The organism is Lyngbya sp. PCC 8106 (assembly GCF_000169095.1).
GTDB lineage: Bacteria > Cyanobacteriota > Cyanobacteriia > Cyanobacteriales > Microcoleaceae > Capilliphycus.
Genome location: NZ_AAVU01000059.1, coordinates 1 through 15,066 on the forward strand (window position 1 = coordinate 1; position 15,066 = coordinate 15,066).

General features: G+C 43.1%; 15 protein-coding genes. 13 read left to right on the forward strand and 2 right to left on the reverse strand.

Annotated elements, in window-relative coordinates; genetic code table 11:
• Positions 1 to 116: 116 nt before the first annotated feature.
• From L8106_RS26225 to L8106_RS26270, 11 genes are all read left to right on the forward strand, one after another.
• Positions 117 to 626, forward strand: coding sequence for a DUF2808 domain-containing protein (locus L8106_RS26225; RefSeq protein WP_009787559.1), 510 nt, complete (start codon positions 117 to 119; stop codon positions 624 to 626).
• A 148-nt stretch (positions 627 to 774) separates the two neighbouring features.
• Complete coding sequence (rpmH, locus tag L8106_RS26230; protein WP_009787560.1) at positions 775 to 912, forward strand: 50S ribosomal protein L34; 138 nt, start codon at positions 775 to 777, stop codon at positions 910 to 912.
• A 61-nt stretch (positions 913 to 973) separates the two neighbouring features.
• Positions 974 to 1,381 (forward strand): ribonuclease P protein component, encoded by a 408-nt coding sequence (gene rnpA, locus L8106_RS26235; RefSeq protein ID WP_009787561.1) that lies wholly within the window; start codon positions 974 to 976, stop codon positions 1,379 to 1,381.
• Entirely contained in the window at positions 1,353 to 1,736 is a 384-nt protein-coding gene (locus L8106_RS26240; protein WP_039897334.1) for a PH domain-containing protein, read from the forward strand. The genes rnpA and L8106_RS26240 overlap by 29 nt, the downstream gene beginning before the upstream one ends.
• 234 nt (positions 1,737 to 1,970) lie before the next feature.
• Positions 1,971 to 3,143: a membrane protein insertase YidC gene (yidC, locus tag L8106_RS26245; RefSeq protein ID WP_039897335.1), complete on the forward strand. Its 1,173-nt coding sequence runs from the start codon at positions 1,971 to 1,973 to the stop codon at positions 3,141 to 3,143.
• Positions 3,140 to 3,628 (forward strand): R3H domain-containing nucleic acid-binding protein, encoded by a 489-nt coding sequence (locus L8106_RS26250; protein ID WP_009787564.1) that lies wholly within the window; start codon positions 3,140 to 3,142, stop codon positions 3,626 to 3,628. Before yidC ends, L8106_RS26250 begins: the two co-directional genes overlap by 4 nt.
• A gap of 53 nt (positions 3,629 to 3,681) precedes the next feature.
• Positions 3,682 to 4,185 (forward strand): DUF177 domain-containing protein, encoded by a 504-nt coding sequence (locus L8106_RS26255; protein ID WP_009787565.1) that lies wholly within the window; start codon positions 3,682 to 3,684, stop codon positions 4,183 to 4,185.
• Between the two features lie 78 nt (positions 4,186 to 4,263).
• On the forward strand, positions 4,264 to 5,790 hold the full coding sequence (locus L8106_RS26260) for an AAA family ATPase (RefSeq protein WP_009787566.1): 1,527 nt from the start codon (positions 4,264 to 4,266) through the stop codon (positions 5,788 to 5,790).
• Between the two features lie 31 nt (positions 5,791 to 5,821).
• A complete protein-coding gene (locus L8106_RS26265) occupies positions 5,822 to 6,304 on the forward strand; it encodes an SH3 domain-containing protein (protein WP_009787567.1) in 483 nt (160 codons plus the stop codon).
• Between the two features lie 303 nt (positions 6,305 to 6,607).
• On the forward strand, positions 6,608 to 6,784 hold the full coding sequence (locus L8106_RS33270) for a hypothetical protein (protein WP_009787568.1): 177 nt from the start codon (positions 6,608 to 6,610) through the stop codon (positions 6,782 to 6,784).
• A gap of 110 nt (positions 6,785 to 6,894) precedes the next feature.
• On the forward strand, positions 6,895 to 8,736 hold the full coding sequence (locus L8106_RS26270; protein WP_083798486.1) for a peptidoglycan-binding protein: 1,842 nt from the start codon (positions 6,895 to 6,897) through the stop codon (positions 8,734 to 8,736).
• A gap of 64 nt (positions 8,737 to 8,800) precedes the next feature.
• Here the strand turns inward: L8106_RS26270 and L8106_RS26275 are convergent, their stop codons facing one another.
• Positions 8,801 to 9,358: a transcriptional repressor gene (locus L8106_RS26275; RefSeq protein ID WP_039897342.1), complete on the reverse strand. Its 558-nt coding sequence runs from the start codon at positions 9,356 to 9,358 to the stop codon at positions 8,801 to 8,803.
• A 469-nt stretch (positions 9,359 to 9,827) separates the two neighbouring features.
• A complete protein-coding gene (locus tag L8106_RS26280) occupies positions 9,828 to 12,359 on the reverse strand; it encodes a VIT domain-containing protein (protein ID WP_009787571.1) in 2,532 nt (843 codons plus the stop codon).
• Between the two features lie 420 nt (positions 12,360 to 12,779).
• On the opposite strand from L8106_RS26280, the gene L8106_RS26285 reads away from it, so the two are divergent.
• Positions 12,780 to 14,504 carry a CTP synthase gene (locus L8106_RS26285; RefSeq protein ID WP_009787572.1) on the forward strand — a complete coding sequence of 575 codons (1,725 nt, stop codon included), beginning with the start codon at positions 12,780 to 12,782 and terminating at the stop codon, positions 14,502 to 14,504.
• A gap of 107 nt (positions 14,505 to 14,611) precedes the next feature.
• Positions 14,612 to 15,031, forward strand: coding sequence for a hypothetical protein (locus tag L8106_RS26290; RefSeq protein WP_009787573.1), 420 nt, complete (start codon positions 14,612 to 14,614; stop codon positions 15,029 to 15,031).
• The last annotated feature ends 35 nt before the right edge of the window (positions 15,032 to 15,066 follow it).

The window sequence follows — 15,066 nt, forward strand, 5'->3', positions numbered from 1 at the left end:
TAACTTCCGTTCCTTGCATCGTAAATCGGATATTGACAAAGCATTTCGTATCTTTAACTTGTTTTTATCTAGTTCAGGGTTTTCTCATAAAATTTCACTTAATTAAAGGAGTCTGTATGCGCCGTTTTTTTTCAAGTCTTGCACTCACTGGTGTCTTACTTGGCAGCCTTCCGATCCTCAGTTTTGCTCAGGGAACACCTGGAATTACGTTGTTTGGCGGGCCTGAACAGGCTAATATGCTTAACTTCTATCTGCAAAGCGGTCAAGCAGGTAGTTGGGATCGGTATAAACTGAGAATTCCCGCTAATAAACTAAATTTGGCGGTTGCCCTGATCTCAATTACTTATCCGGAGTATTACAAGGGCAAGTTTGACCCTGATAAGATTGAAGTGCGGATTCAAGGCGAATCGGTTCCTTTAGAAGAAGTGGTTTGGGATGCTGATAATAATTTTATCGAGATTTATCCGACTGAACCCATTCCCGCAGGCAACAAGTTAGAGATTGTCATGTCGAATGTCAAAAATCCGACTTTTGGGGGAATGTTTCATTTTAATGCCAATATCCGCACCCCCGGAGATGTTCCCCTTCTGCGCTATGTGGGAACTTGGGTATTGAGTATTGACTAAAGTAAATGGGGATAACTTGACTCTATTTTATCTTCGTTGAGTCTGTGGGTTTGTGGAAAATCTCGCTAACTCTAGGTCTTTTTGAGTCGAGTTGAATGTGCTAAGATTAGCGATTGGGACTTTTTTGGAAAGCTAAAAATCAAGAACAATGGCTCAACAAACCTTAAAGGGAACGAACCGCAAGAAAAAAAGAGTATCGGGGTTTAGAGTCCGGATGCGAACAAAAAACGGTCAATCGGTGATTCGATCTCGTCGTAAAAAAGGACGCGCTCGTTTGTCTGTGTAAACTTAATGACTCAAGTAAGACAAGGGTGAACAGCCCACTGTATTCTTGAGATTCTGGTGCGATGTTACCCAAAGTTCACCGACTCTGGCATCCCCAAGACTTTAAAGCAGTTTACGCTCGTGGAGTGCATCGCAAGACTTCTCACTTAACGCTGAGGGCATTACGATGTTCTCCTCAACCTGAAGATCAGATCTCCGAGATCTTAAATCAGACGCAGCGAGCGACCCGGATCGGGATTTCCATCAGTCAAAAAGTTAGCAAACGCGCTGTGGTTCGCAATCGAATTAAACGACAAATTCGAGCCGCTTTCCGTCAACTCTTATCGAAGTTGTCGAGCGGTTGGGATATTGTGATCGTTGTTAAGCCAACAGCGATAGAATGCAATTATGCCGAATTTCTGCAAGAATTAGAACAGTTGTTGGTACAAGCAGAGGTAATCAATGAGTATTCGGGAGGAAACATTGTATGAAGGTGGCCCCCACGTGGGAGACCTGATGATCAATTTATTAGTTGGACTAACAATTATCGGACTGCCCCTCGCTGTCGGTTCGGTTGTCAGAGCCTTGTGGTTGCGTTATCGGATTACAAACCGTCGGGTTTCAGTCACCGGGGGCTGGATGGGACGCGATCGCACCGATATTGTTTACTCGGAAATCGTAAAAATTGCTAAAGTGCCACGTGGACTCGGACTGTGGGGAGATATGGTTCTCACCCTCAGAAACGGGAGTCGCTTAGAACTCCGCGCACTTCCTCGATTTCGAGAAATCTACGAATTTATTGAAGAAAAAATTGCTTTAAAAGCGGATGCGTCTCGGGGAAATTAGGGCTAGAAAAGATTTTTGTCAAAATCCAAGATCAAAATCAAGATCGTTGACTCGCCAACTTCTTCCCCAATTTCAAGACACCCATCAAAAATCAGGCTCAGAAAATACTCAATCTTTGACCCATGTGGAGAAAAGAGACGTGACCCAATGAACCTGTTGAGGCTTGCATCCCGCTTTTTTTGGTAAATTAGTGATTAAAGACTGGTAAGCAGATTAGATTATCTCATAAGACGAATGGACTTTGGTATTGGGTTTCTCTCAAACAACATTATGTTGCCGATCCTAGACTTTTTCTATGGGATCGTGCCGAGCTACGGTTTAGCGATCGTAGCCTTAACGCTAGTCATCCGCTTTTCTCTGTACCCTCTAAATGCAGGTTCAATCCGCAATATGAGGCGTATGAAATTGACTCAGCCATTAATGAAAGAGCGAGTCGAGAAGATTCAGCAACAGTACAAGGATGATCCCGTCAAACAACGCGAAGAAATGAGTCGCGTCTACAAAGAACTGGGAAACCCCTTGGCTGGATGTTTTCCGCTTGTGCTTCAGATGCCGATTTTGTTCGCGCTGTTTGCAACCCTGCGAGGATCGCCCTTTTCAGATGTCAGTTACACCGTGGATGTGGACATCTTTCCTCGCGAACAGATGGAACTGATTCAACCAACCGCTTATACAACCAAAGCACAAAACGTCTATGTCGCCGATGGCGTTCACTTTTCGACTGTGGCGCTGCTACCGGGTGGAAACAAAATGGTGGTGGGGGAAAAAACCCAGGTTGAATTTGAAACCGCTCAGGGTGAACCCCTAGAAACTAAACTCGAAAACTATCCCGATTCCAAGCTAACTCCAGTTTGGACGGTAACGAAGGGAGAAGAAAAAGTCAAGATAGATGAGCAAGGCAATCTCATTGCTCTAGCCCCCGGACAGGTAAGCATCCAAGCATCACTCAAAGGAATTGCAGCCGACAAAGGCTTTTTGTTTATTGACGCTTTAGGTCGTGTGGGTGCTTTCGATGAAGATGGAGTCATTCACTGGGATATTGTCGGCATGATTTTAACCTTTGGGATCAGCCTCTATCTCAACCAAGTTCTATCGGGACAAAATAACACCCCGTCGAGTGGAAATCCTCAGCAGGATACCATCAATAAAATTACTCCAGTTTTGTTTACGGGAATGTTCTTCTTCTTTCCCCTTCCGGCTGGAGTGTTGTTATATATGCTAATTGCCAACATTTTCCAGACGGTACAATCTTTTATCCTGTCTAGAGAACCCTTACCTGAAAATCTTCAGAAAATCGTCGAAGAAGCGAATCTGAAAACCGCAAAAGCTGCTCCTTCATCTGACGGGGGAAGTGGAAAACGATCTGCACTTCCATTTGAACCGGGAAGTTCTAAAAAGAAAACATGATGCAAACAATAGACGAAGATCAGATGCAACAGGGCAAAGAATGGCTAGAGGACCTCTTAAAAGTCGGAGCGCTTCCTTCAGCCGTTCAAGTCTCTCAAGAAGACGACTCTTGCTGGTTAACAATTGGTGAAAGCAACCTCTCTCCCCAACAAATTGCCGCCCTCACAGGCCCAAGTGGTGAGGTCTTAGATGCGATCCAATACTTGATTAACACCGTCGTTAATTTGGGTCTAGAAGAGGAGGAAAAAGCCGCTTACACGATTGAATTAAACGGATATCGAGTTCGTCGTTATCAAGAACTCAGTGCTTTAGCTGAAAATGCGGCAAAACAAGTTCATCAAACGGGAGTCGAACTCGAAATCAAGTCTCTTTCCTCTGTCGAACGTCGTCTGATTCATAACATCTTGAAAGACAGCGAAGAGATTGAAACCTATAGTCGAGGACAAGAACCTGATCGTCGGCTGGTGATCAAGGTCAAAAGTTAAAAACTCAGCATTCAACGTGTCAATCAATGTCTAGTCCTGGGAGTAGCAGCCTTATGGATGCCATCTACATCCCTCACCTGTTAAAAGCACCTCAACGCAGTCTGGAGTTTCAGTTTGAGGAATTTCTCCCTGAACTCGAAACCCTGACCCCCGTTCGAGGTCGTTTGAAGGTGACTCACAAAACAACCTACATCGAAGTTACAGCTCAAGCGGAAACTATCGTGACCCTCACCTGTCATCGGTGTCTGAAACAATATAACCATCGCTTAAAAGTAGACACATCCGAAATGATTTGGTTGGATGCTTCGGCTCATCAAGCTCATCTAAATTCCTTGGATGTAGAAATCAATATCGAAGACTTGGTGGAAACCCTTTCCCCTCAAGGTAATTTTGATCCCGCCGACTGGTTATATCAACAACTGTGTTTGCAGACCCCCTTGCGACAACTGTGTGAGGGTCCTTGTGAACCGCCTCAGTCGAATACCGACACCCCTTCAGATAACCCGATCGATAGCCGATGGGCGGCTTTAGAAGCTCTCAAACATCAATTGGGGTAAGCTCTCTGTGATCACAGCTCAACCGTTAGAAAAAAACCTGAAATTGCTGAAGTCGAACAAGCAACCCCCAAAAGTCTGATGAGCAAATTTAGTGAGGAGTTAGAGTTACTCCTGCGATCGCGCTACTCCTTAATCTACATCGCGACTCTAGAAGAAGAGCGAATTGAACTGACCATCAAACAATCCGCTAAACAGCAAGGAAATCGACCTGTTTATATTTGGGATTTTGTCGAAGGCTATCAAGAAGGCAATCCCAACGATATAGGATTGGGTAGTCGTAATCCTTTACAGGCTCTAGAATTTGTCGAAAAACTGGCTGACTCTAGCCCCGCAATTTTCATTTTACGAGACTTTCACCGCTTCCTCGATGACCTGGCTATTTCTCGTAAACTTCGCAATCTTGCTCGACGCTTGAAGTCTCAGCCGAAAAATATTATTCTCCTCTCACCCCGGGTTGTCATTCCTCCCGATTTGAGTGAAGTCTTAACTGTTCTAGAATTTCCCTTACCGGATCGTCTGGAAATTCAAGCAGAGGTTCAACGGTTATTGGCGGCGACGGGATATTCGGGAGATGTCAGTCAACTTGATGAAATGGTGCGCTCTTTTCAAGGTTTGTCGATCGAACGTATTCGCCGGATTTTAGCCAAAGCGATCGCCACTCACGGAGAAATCCGTCTTGATGATGTGGATCTGATTTTAGAAGAAAAACGACAGACCATCCGCCAAACCCAAATTCTCGACTTTTACCCCGCTCAAGAAAATATTTCTGATATTGGCGGCTTAGATAACCTCAAAGATTGGTTACTGCGGCGAGGGGGTGCTTTTTCTGAACAAGCCCGACAATACGGCTTACCCTATCCTAGAGGATTGCTACTGGTCGGAATTCAAGGCACCGGAAAATCCTTAACCGCTAAAGCGATCGCTCATCATTGGCATCTTCCCCTGTTACGCTTGGATGTGGGGCGGTTATTTGGAGGGTTAGTCGGAGAGTCAGAATCAAGAACCCGACAAATGATTCAACTCTCAGAAGCGCTCGCGCCTTGTGTGTTGTGGATCGATGAAATTGATAAAGCCTTTTCTGGAATGAATAGCCAGGGGGACGCCGGAACGGCAAATCGGGTTTTTGGAACATTTATCACTTGGCTGGCTGAAAAAACTTCACCTGTTTTTGTGGTGGCGACGGCGAATAATATTCAATCCTTACCTCCAGAAATTTTGCGGAAAGGACGATTTGATGAAATCTTCTTTGTGGGTTTACCTTTTCAGGAAGAACGCCAAGCCATTTTTGAGGTGCATTTATCCAAACTACGACCTCAGGGAATCAAAAACTATGATTTTAACCGTTTAGCCTATGAAACTCCTGATTTTTCAGGGGCGGAAATTGAACAAATTTTGATTGAAGCAATGCACATTGGCTTTAGTCAGAATCGTGACTTTACCACTGAGGATATTTTAGAAGCCGCCAGTCAAATTGTTCCCCTGGCTCGTACCGCTCAAGAGCAAATTCAATTTTTGCAAGAGTGGGCGGCAGCCGGAAAAGCTCGTCTTGCTTCTCGCAAGAGTAATTTGAGTCCTCGCTTTCAAGGTGAGGATTTTAAGGTATAGTTAAGGTCTTAAGTTTTCCTGTATTCTATTGATGTCTCATCGCTCACCCCTGACGATTTCTCATTCACCTATGAACTTGTACAATCTCCTCAAGTTTTTAGTCGGGTTTTTTTTAGCCATTGTGATTCTTGCAGGTGCTAGCGTTGCGGCGGCTCTCTATTTTGCCGCTCGGCTGACTGAACTTCCCGAACGACCAACTTTTGAAAACGATACTTCACCAACGGCTCAAACGGCTAGTAACACTCCGAAACCGACTCCGAGTCCAACTCCGACTCCAACTCCTACGCCTTCGTTACCGGAGGGAGCCTATCGAGCGGTGGTCGTGCAGCCTATTGGTTTGATTTTACGAGATAGTCCGAGTTTTGAAGCGACTCGAATTGGGGGTGTGGGTTATGAGGAAGAGGTAATTGTTCTAGAAGAAAGTGAAGACAAAAATTGGCAACGGGTTCAGGCAGAAGAAGACAGCAACCGGGTCGGTTGGGTGAAAGGAGGTAACACGGAAGCCCTAGAATAATTCGATCATTATTGAGCGTTTTTAAGCTTTTAAGAAAATTTTTGTAACTTAAATTATTATAGAGACATGAGAAAATCGTGTCTTTTATCATATCAAAATCTATAACTTGACAATTTTTTATTAAATTTTAATATTTGTTGAATTGTTTTCTAGCTAAATCAACAATTATGTTAAGAAAGTTGGACAAAAATCAATCTTAATTGCAATGATAACCGGATCATGTCCACAGAGAGAGTCTAGGTGTTACGGTTATTAAACGCATTCCAAATGACTCCTAAAAAAATCTGATTCAGGAAATAACAAATGTATAAAAAAGATTCAAAAGGTGATCCGGTCGTTGCAGTTGTAACGGCTGCCTTAGGTGCTGGGGTAGCAACTTCTTTTGCCGTTAGTCAAGGTCAAAGTCCCTTTGTTGCTTTAGGAATAACAATATTCGCTGCAACTGTTGCTTTTGTGATTGATCGAGCAGGTTTGGTGTAAATTAAAACGACCTGAGAATTGATCCTTAATATAGAATAGAACAAACGATAAGTCAGAGGCTGATAGTCTTTGACTTGTTGTTTCCATAGATTTTTTTCGCACCTGAAATTATGATGGACTCTTATGCTTATCTTCATTTAGCTGTGGCTTGTGAAGACCCTCCTGAGTACCAATTTAAAGCACCTACCTGTATTAATTGGAAGCAGTTTTCATCCTTAACTTACCCCTATTTTTTATCTCTAGCTGTACTCACCACAGCCTTAACCCTACCTCAATCTGCTGTTGCTCAGTTAATTACGCAAGGGAGTCGCGGCGCAGAGGTGAGTGCGATCCAGCAATCTTTACAATCTCTCGGTTTTTTTAATGCAACCGTGACCGGATATTATGGCCCGATTACTCGGGATGCTGTGATTCGGTTTCAGCAAGCCAACGGACTTTCTGCCGATGGTGTTGTTGGCCCCAATACCTTAGCGGCTTTAGGACTGGCGACTAATCCCAACCCTGAGCCTCCTCCTCTGGGCCGCGCGGCGATCGGTTTAGGTCAGGGAGATCAAGGCCCCGGAGTAACAGATTTACAAACCCGTTTGCGCCAACTGGGTTACTTTAATACCTCACCGACAGGCTTCTTTGGTTCAATTACCCAAAATGCAGTGATTCGTTTCCAGCAAGCCAACTTAATCCCCGCTACCGGGTTAGTCAGTGAAGAAACGCTAGTCTTTCTCAATAATCGGGTTCCGACATTACCAGGAAACCCGACACCTTTGCCTTCGGGAGTCCTCCAACAAGGAGACACAGGGCCAGCAGTGGGTGTCCTTCAACAACGACTTTTCCGGTTAGGATTTTATGACGGAGAAATCACCAACTATTTTGATGCTCGTACAGAGCAAGCGGTGATTCGTTTTCAGCAAGCTTACAGAATTCAACCCACGGGACAAGTTGGGCCGACAACAGTGAGTTATTTGATTAGTGCGACGGGAGAAGGTATTCCTTCAATTCCGACAACTCCTGTGGCTAATCCTTCCCTTCCTTTGAGATTAGGCGATCGCGGTACCTCTGTCAGTTTGGTACAGCAACGACTCCGGGTATTAGGTTATTATAATGGTTCAGTAAACGGGATTTTTGACCTCACCACTCGACGAGCTGTACTTGCGTTTCAGCAAGATTATGGTATATCTCAGACAGGAGTGGTCGGAGCTACAACTCAATCTTATTTAATCAGTGCTGTTCCTCAGGTTCAGCCGAGAGTAATTTCTCAAGTGTCGAATTTTGGCATTCCTCAAGGTCGCCCCATCGGGGGAATTGCTCCAGTTAATCAACCTGTTAATCCGCTTATTGCTCAAGGTCGGCCTTTCAATCCGACTCCCTTTGCTCCTGTTCCTCAAGGTCGGCCAATGAATGTTTCTCCCCTGACTCCTGTTCAACCTGTGGCGACTTACCGGAGTTTTGTGAGTGTGGGAGATACAGGCTTTGAAGTGAGAAAAGTACAACAACGTCTGCGAGATTTAAACTACTACAGAGGGCCGATTAACGGGTTTTTTGACCGCACGACTCAGGATGCTGTCGTTCGCTTTCAACGCTCAAATGGAATTACCCAGACGGGTGTAGTTGGGCCGACAACGCGCATTTATATGTTTAATAGCGCTCAGTCTTCAGGATCTTCTTTAAAGGCTGATACTTCTACTCCGGCTACAACTCCGGCGACTGAAATTGCTCAAACTCCTCTTCTTGAGACGACACTCATAACAACCACCACAACACCTGAAAATTCTCGCTTGGGGACTGCTAGTGTCCAAGAGTTGCAGAAACGATTACAAGTTCAAGGGCTTTATGAAGGGCCAATTGATGGGGTTTATAATCCTCAAACGGAAGCGGCTGTTAATCAAGCACAAGAGGTTTATGGTAGTAGTGCGAATGATGTCCTGTTCGGCGGATTGCAGTCTCAATCTCGTTAAATTCTGAGACAGTTGAGCAACATTTTCGCGGGGAGACGAACTCAATTTCCCCGCTTTTATCTCTCTATTCAATGCCATCTAGTTCTAAGTCTGATTCTGCTAAACTATTTTCGGTATGTTCCGCTTGCTCTGCGATCGCTTGTGAGCAAGACCATTCACTGGGAATCAAAGAAGGCCACCCCATTCTTAAGGCTTCGTAGCAAACGGTATGAATTGTCAATTGACAGTCTAATAAATGGAGTCCGGATTTTTCGGCTTGCTTCATGCCGATTTTTGAAATAGAATCGTTTTTGAATTCGATGGTTTTATTGCACTGGACACAGACTAAATGATGGTGATGATGGGGATAGGGTTGATTAATTTCGTAGTGCTTATGGCCTTCGGCAAGTTCGAGTTCTCGCAAAATCCCCAGTCGTGCCATGAGTTTCAGGGTGCGGTATATTGTTGATAAACTGATCGCTTCGCCTCGGCTTTTGAGAAGATTGTATAGATCTTCTGCGCTTAAATGGTTTCCTTTGGGAAGATTTTGAAAGACGTGCAGAATAGTTTCCCGTTGAGGAGTCAGCCGCCAGCCCTTATTATTCAGTTCAGATTTGAACGAGGAAGAGGTGTATAAAGGCATAATTTTGTTATCAATAAAGCTTTCATACTGAAAATGATACACAATAACTCTATCTATTGTCAAAAAAGGTGCTTATTGAGAATAACTAGCTATAGTAAGAGATACGGACTTTTATTAATTTAATTCCGAAAATATCTTGTTTAGTTTTTTCCTCTAAATTCGTCTTTCGGGTTGATTCAGAAAATATCTATCTTCTGTTGTTTTTGGCTTGGGGGTAATTGAGAATACTTCCTCTAAATTCGCAAGGTTTAATCAAGTGTAACTTGGTGTTGAGGAGAATTCAAGAGAATAATTTACAACTGTAAAAATACCCTAACTTTATTTTAACTGAACTTTTCTGACTATAACACAGTTCGTCGTTGTTAATTTATTCTCTGAAAATCAGAGTATTTTTACAGTATACTCCGCCAGGATTTTCCAACAATTTAATGGGATGACGGAGTTTTTCTTTTAACAAATATTCAGCAGATTAATTAGGCTGAATTTGTAACTCAATCTGAATAGTCTTATTAAGATCAGATGGAAACTGCCACATTTTCAGGGATTGCCGAACTCGATTAACTACAATCACTGTATCACTCGCCTTAGAAACAATGAGGTTGGAGTCAATATCATCCCAGATAATCCGTTCTACATTTCCCTCACGAACCACAACTTCAAACACCAATTTACCTCGAACCCCTTCTGGTAAGTTAACCCCTTGTAAATAGCGGTTGAGTTCAGTCGTCATCTCTTGATCTAATCCCTCAACTGCAATCACTTTTAGACGGGATTCTGAACGGACAGAAACAGGAGTAGGGAGAGACGAAACTGAAGGAGGAGAAGGTGCAATTTCCGACGAACGAATTCCTCTGCGTGTAGGTGTAGACTGTTGAGGGGAAGGAGATCCAAAACTGGGAACCGCATTAGAAGAACCATTAACTGAAGGTTCAGATCCAAAAATCCCCTCATAACTAACCCCTTCTGGTAATTCTACCGGAATTTGTACCGTGCGGCGCGTGCCATCTGGATCGACTCTTACTTCTTCACTGACTGCCACAAATGCGGTATACTGCGACAACAACTGGTAATCTAGAGCGGTCTGTGTGACTGCATCAACACCGGATCGGGTTTCACCCCCAAACATTTGATTCATTAAGTGTTTAATTTTTGCTCGTCCCCACAACTGAGCGATTGCACTATTACCAAAACGAGTGTCGATTTGAGTAGATGAAGTCGATTCAGGAATATTAACATTTGTCGAGGCTGTAAAGTTGACCGGAATGATTTGTTCATAGCGATCGCCATTAGCCGTTATTCCTCTAATCTTCAGTTTACCATTACGACGGTCAGTTTTTCGTCCAAAAATTACGAGGGGCTGATGATCAAATAAATCTGCAACTCTCACGGGGTAAATTTCAACAGGTTCCCCCCCTCCTTCCCAACCGACTTGAAGATTCGTTAAAACTGGATTATTGATTTGATTTACAAACAATTCTACCTGATCTTCTGTCGGTTCATCGGGGCGAGTAATTTGAGTTGTTCCTCGTCCAATTTCAGCCAAACGGTTCAATAAAAAGCGATTAACCGAACTTCCCACGCCAAAACTATAAAGACGATTTCCTGATTTTAACTGATTTTTGACAACCGAAAGAACTTCATTTTCATTCCCAATATAGCCATCTGTAATTAAGACAATACTGCGTAAACGTTTAACCGGAGGCGAGGGAAAATCCATCACTGTTTGAATTCCATTTAATAACTCAGTTCCGCCATTAGCTTCGAGTTGATTAATATACGCAATTGCTTTTTGTTGATTGGTGACAGTATTGGTTAAGGGAGTCGCAGAAAGAGCGGTTGTTGTATCAGAAAAGTCGATAATACTAAAGGTATCATCAGGATTTAAAGATTGAATAAAGCGTCGCATCAGTTGTTTCGACTTGGCTAGAGGTTCACCTCGTTGAGAACCCGAAGTATCAATCAAAAAGACAACATCTTTTGCCACAATTTCATCTTGTTTATATTCTAAACTCGGAATCAAATAGGTCGCAAAGTGTCCCCCTCGATCATCAGCTTGAAGGAGTGTTTTCAGTTGTGTGGTTTCATCCGAAACCTGATAACGGATGATTAAATCTTTATTGGGAATTGTATCAGATTCTGCTAAATTTACTTCTATCTGATTGTCGCGATTTTGAGTAATAATCTGATGAGAAGGAGAGGTAATCTGTTCACCCAAAATACCCGCATCAATTTCTAACTTGACATTAATATCATGTCCGGAACGAGTCCCTGGAGGAAGGACAGGCGGAGTAATTCGAGACGCATCAGGAACCCGTTGTGTCTCTCGTATTTGTTGATTATTTAAAATTCCTGGAATATAACGAGGGCCTACAACCATTGGAAAAACAAACTCATAGTTTCCCTCTTGAAACTTCAAACTTTCTGTATAGCGAATTTTAACTTCTATTTGTTCACCGGGTTTAATATTGGCTAAAGATTGAGTAAAAATATTATCGCGTTCTTGTTCAAGTAAAGCCGTTGTATTTCCTTCCGTTTTGGCTTGTTCATAAATTGCTTGTGCTTCTTCTCGTTTTTTGAGAATAGACTTAACAATGCGATCACCAATTTTGATTTCCAGAGAATCCACTGCGGCTTCATCTGGTAAAGGAAAAACATAAATTGCTTCTAAAGTTTCTTCAAAAGGATTTTGAAACCGTTGAACAACTTCAACCTGTGAAACATTCCCAGAAATTTGACCCGAAACCTCTGTTTTTTTCAGAGGAAACACCGCAGAAATATCATTTTCCGATAAAACATACAAACCGGAAACTTGACAATTAGAAGTACAATCAGAAGGAGTCTGAGCAGAAGAATTAGTTTGAGCAAGTTCCTGAACATTCGCCGCCGAAAAAAGCCGTTGGGAAGTAGTTGCAGCGACAGCCGTATTTAGAGGAATCTGAGTTAGGAAAAAAAACCCTAGCGAAATACGCAGTAAATCTGTTAAACTCGAAGAAGATAGCATTTTAATTCACAAACTAGACAATAATCAAGATTTGTAGATTCACACCAGCCAGACAGAAAATAGAAAAAAAGTTGAAGAAATGATCAGGGCAGAAAATTTAAGTTTGAATCCTACTGGTCATCAATAGAATAATGACTCAAGCCCGATATCCTCGTCCAGATATTTTGACATAATTTTTGTTTAAATCGATCCCGCTCACTCCATAAAAATCTGCAATTCCAAACCACACAATTCCGGCAAATTAACGAAAATATCACCCTGAAAATCAACCCAAGCCAGATTAAATCTTGAAGAATAAAAAGATTGTTCACAAAGGTCGATACCCCCTAGAGAGAGGGACATAAAAATTGTCAAATCGAAAAGATTTTGTGGCACAATACAAACTGTGCTTCATGGATTGAGTTGAGATGGGTAATTTTTATGACTAAGTTTGTTTTTATTACAGGTGGAGTTGTTTCGAGTATTGGTAAAGGAATTGTGGCTGCTAGTTTGGGACGTTTACTTAAATCCCGAGATTATTCAGTCTCAATTTTGAAGTTAGACCCGTATATTAACGTCGATCCCGGAACCATGAGTCCCTTTCAACATGGGGAAGTCTTTGTCACTCAAGACGGTGCCGAAACTGATTTAGATTTAGGTCACTACGAACGGTTTACAGATACCTCCATGTCTCGCCTCAACAGTGTTACAGCCGGATCGATCTACCAGGCGGTGATCAACAAAGAACGGCGAGGAGACTATCAGGGGGGAACGGTACAAGTCATCCCCCATATTACCCATGAATGTAAAGAACGCATCCGTCGAGTCGCCCGAGACACCAATCCCGATGTCGTGATCACCGAAGTCGGAGGAACCGTTGGTGATATTGAATCTTTACCCTTTTTAGAAGCCATTCGTCAGTTTCGTAAAGATGTCGGACGCCAAAACGTGATTTATGTTCACGTTACCCTGGTTCCTTATATTGCTTCAGCAGGGGAAATGAAAACCAAACCGACTCAGCATTCCGTCAAAGAATTGCGATCGATTGGAATTAAACCCGATATGTTAGTCTGTCGCTGCGATCGCCCACTCGCCAAAGGAATCAAAGAAAAAGTCTCTGAATTCTGCGATGTCGAAGTCGAGTCCGTCATTACCGCACAAGACGCCGACAGTATATACGAAGTTCCTCTGATCCTCGAACGAGAAGGACTTGCCCAGCAAACCTTAGAACTCCTGCATCTTGAATCTCGTCAACCCGACTTACGGGCTTGGCAAACCATCGTCGATCGCCTGTATCATCGAGATACTGATAATCTAGGGACTACACCGCCAACAGTCGAAATTGCGATTGTCGGAAAATACATTCAACTCAGTGATGCCTACCTCTCTGTCGTCGAAGCCTTGCGTCATGGGGCGATTGAAATCGGAGTCGAACTGAATATTCGTTGGGTTGACTCCGAAGAAGTTCAAAACAATAGTATTGAATCTGATCTCAAAAATATTGATGGCATCGTCGTTCCCGGAGGGTTTGGAATTCGAGGAATCGATGGTAAAATCGCAGCAATTCAATATGCTCGTGAACAAAATATCCCCTTTTTAGGACTCTGTTTGGGAATGCAATGTAGTGTGATTGAATGGGCGCGTCATATTGCTAAACTGGAAAGAGCCGATAGTGCCGAGTTTGACCCCGAAACCCCGAATCCAGTCATCAACCTTTTACCCGAACAGCAAGATGTCGTAGATTTAGGCGGGACTATGCGTTTAGGGTTATATCCCTGTCGTTTACAACGAGATACCTTAGCGTATCAACTCTACCAGCAGGAAGTGGTCTATGAACGCCATCGCCATCGTTATGAATTTAACAACGCCTACCGCAACCTGTTTGTAGAGTCAGGTTATCAGATTAGTGGAACATCTCCCGATGGACGTTTGGTGGAAATGGTGGAACTCCCCAGTCATCCTTTCTTTATTGCAGCCCAATTCCACCCAGAATTTCAATCTCGACCTAATACCCCTCATCCCTTGTTTAGAGGGTTAGTCAAAGCAGCAAGCTGTCGGCGATCATTGCATTCAAACGTTTCTACTCAGCGACAGTCCACAGAGAACAGCAGTTCAGAGAATTCTCAAGATTCTAACCGGGTTCAGTCCCCGGCTGAGGTTTCCTAGTTGAGGTGAATAGGGCTAACATCTAAACAGAGAGGATTTGAGAAACGATTCATGTCGGGTAACTGAATTCTTGATCACGCATTGATTTAGAGGTTTGAGGTACTCCTGTGGCTCACTGGATTAAAATTTTAGAGGACAGAAAACAATATATCGTCAATCTAGATCGGATTGGCGCTTTTTGTGCCGAAGCCAACCAGCGGATCAAATTTTGGTTACCCGATAGTGGTCAACCTCTTGTTGTGAGTGGACTAGCCAACCCTGAAGTTTATCAGATACTCTGGAACTATATTGAAAAAATCATCGCCCCAGTGAGTCAGAATTATTGGATTCGGTTAGAGTATGAACGCAAAGAATATTTAATTAATCTCAGTCGAATTCAGGCTTTTGCTTGCGATGCCGGAAAGCGAATTACATTTTGGCTACCCGATGGCGTTGAACCAATTATTCTCAATCCTCAGACTTATCCAGAAGTTTATCATCAAGTCCAAGAATACATTCGGAATACGACAGGTTATTCACTTCCTTAATCACAAACCCTAAAAAAACATTAATAAATCTTAAC

Bases quoted from the DNA above. Each gene is read 5' to 3' on its own strand.
- L8106_RS26225 (WP_009787559.1), top strand. From the start codon at position 117: ATGCGCCGTTTTTTTTCAAGTCTTGCACTCACTGGTGTCTTACTTGGC.
- rpmH (WP_009787560.1), top strand. From the start codon at position 775: ATGGCTCAACAAACCTTAAAGGGAACGAACCGCAAGAAAAAAAGAGTA.
- rnpA (WP_009787561.1), top strand. From the start codon at position 974: ATGTTACCCAAAGTTCACCGACTCTGGCATCCCCAAGACTTTAAAGCA.
- L8106_RS26240 (WP_039897334.1), top strand. From the start codon at position 1,353: ATGAGTATTCGGGAGGAAACATTGTATGAAGGTGGCCCCCACGTGGGA.
- yidC (WP_039897335.1), top strand. From the start codon at position 1,971: ATGGACTTTGGTATTGGGTTTCTCTCAAACAACATTATGTTGCCGATC.
- L8106_RS26250 (WP_009787564.1), top strand. From the start codon at position 3,140: ATGATGCAAACAATAGACGAAGATCAGATGCAACAGGGCAAAGAATGG.
- L8106_RS26255 (WP_009787565.1), top strand. From the start codon at position 3,682: ATGGATGCCATCTACATCCCTCACCTGTTAAAAGCACCTCAACGCAGT.
- L8106_RS26260 (WP_009787566.1), top strand. From the start codon at position 4,264: ATGAGCAAATTTAGTGAGGAGTTAGAGTTACTCCTGCGATCGCGCTAC.
- L8106_RS26265 (WP_009787567.1), top strand. From the start codon at position 5,822: ATGTCTCATCGCTCACCCCTGACGATTTCTCATTCACCTATGAACTTG.
- L8106_RS33270 (WP_009787568.1), top strand. From the start codon at position 6,608: ATGTATAAAAAAGATTCAAAAGGTGATCCGGTCGTTGCAGTTGTAACG.
- L8106_RS26270 (WP_083798486.1), top strand. From the start codon at position 6,895: ATGATGGACTCTTATGCTTATCTTCATTTAGCTGTGGCTTGTGAAGAC.
- L8106_RS26275 (WP_039897342.1), bottom strand. From the start codon at position 9,358: ATGCCTTTATACACCTCTTCCTCGTTCAAATCTGAACTGAATAATAAG.
- L8106_RS26280 (WP_009787571.1), bottom strand. From the start codon at position 12,359: ATGCTATCTTCTTCGAGTTTAACAGATTTACTGCGTATTTCGCTAGGG.
- L8106_RS26285 (WP_009787572.1), top strand. From the start codon at position 12,780: ATGACTAAGTTTGTTTTTATTACAGGTGGAGTTGTTTCGAGTATTGGT.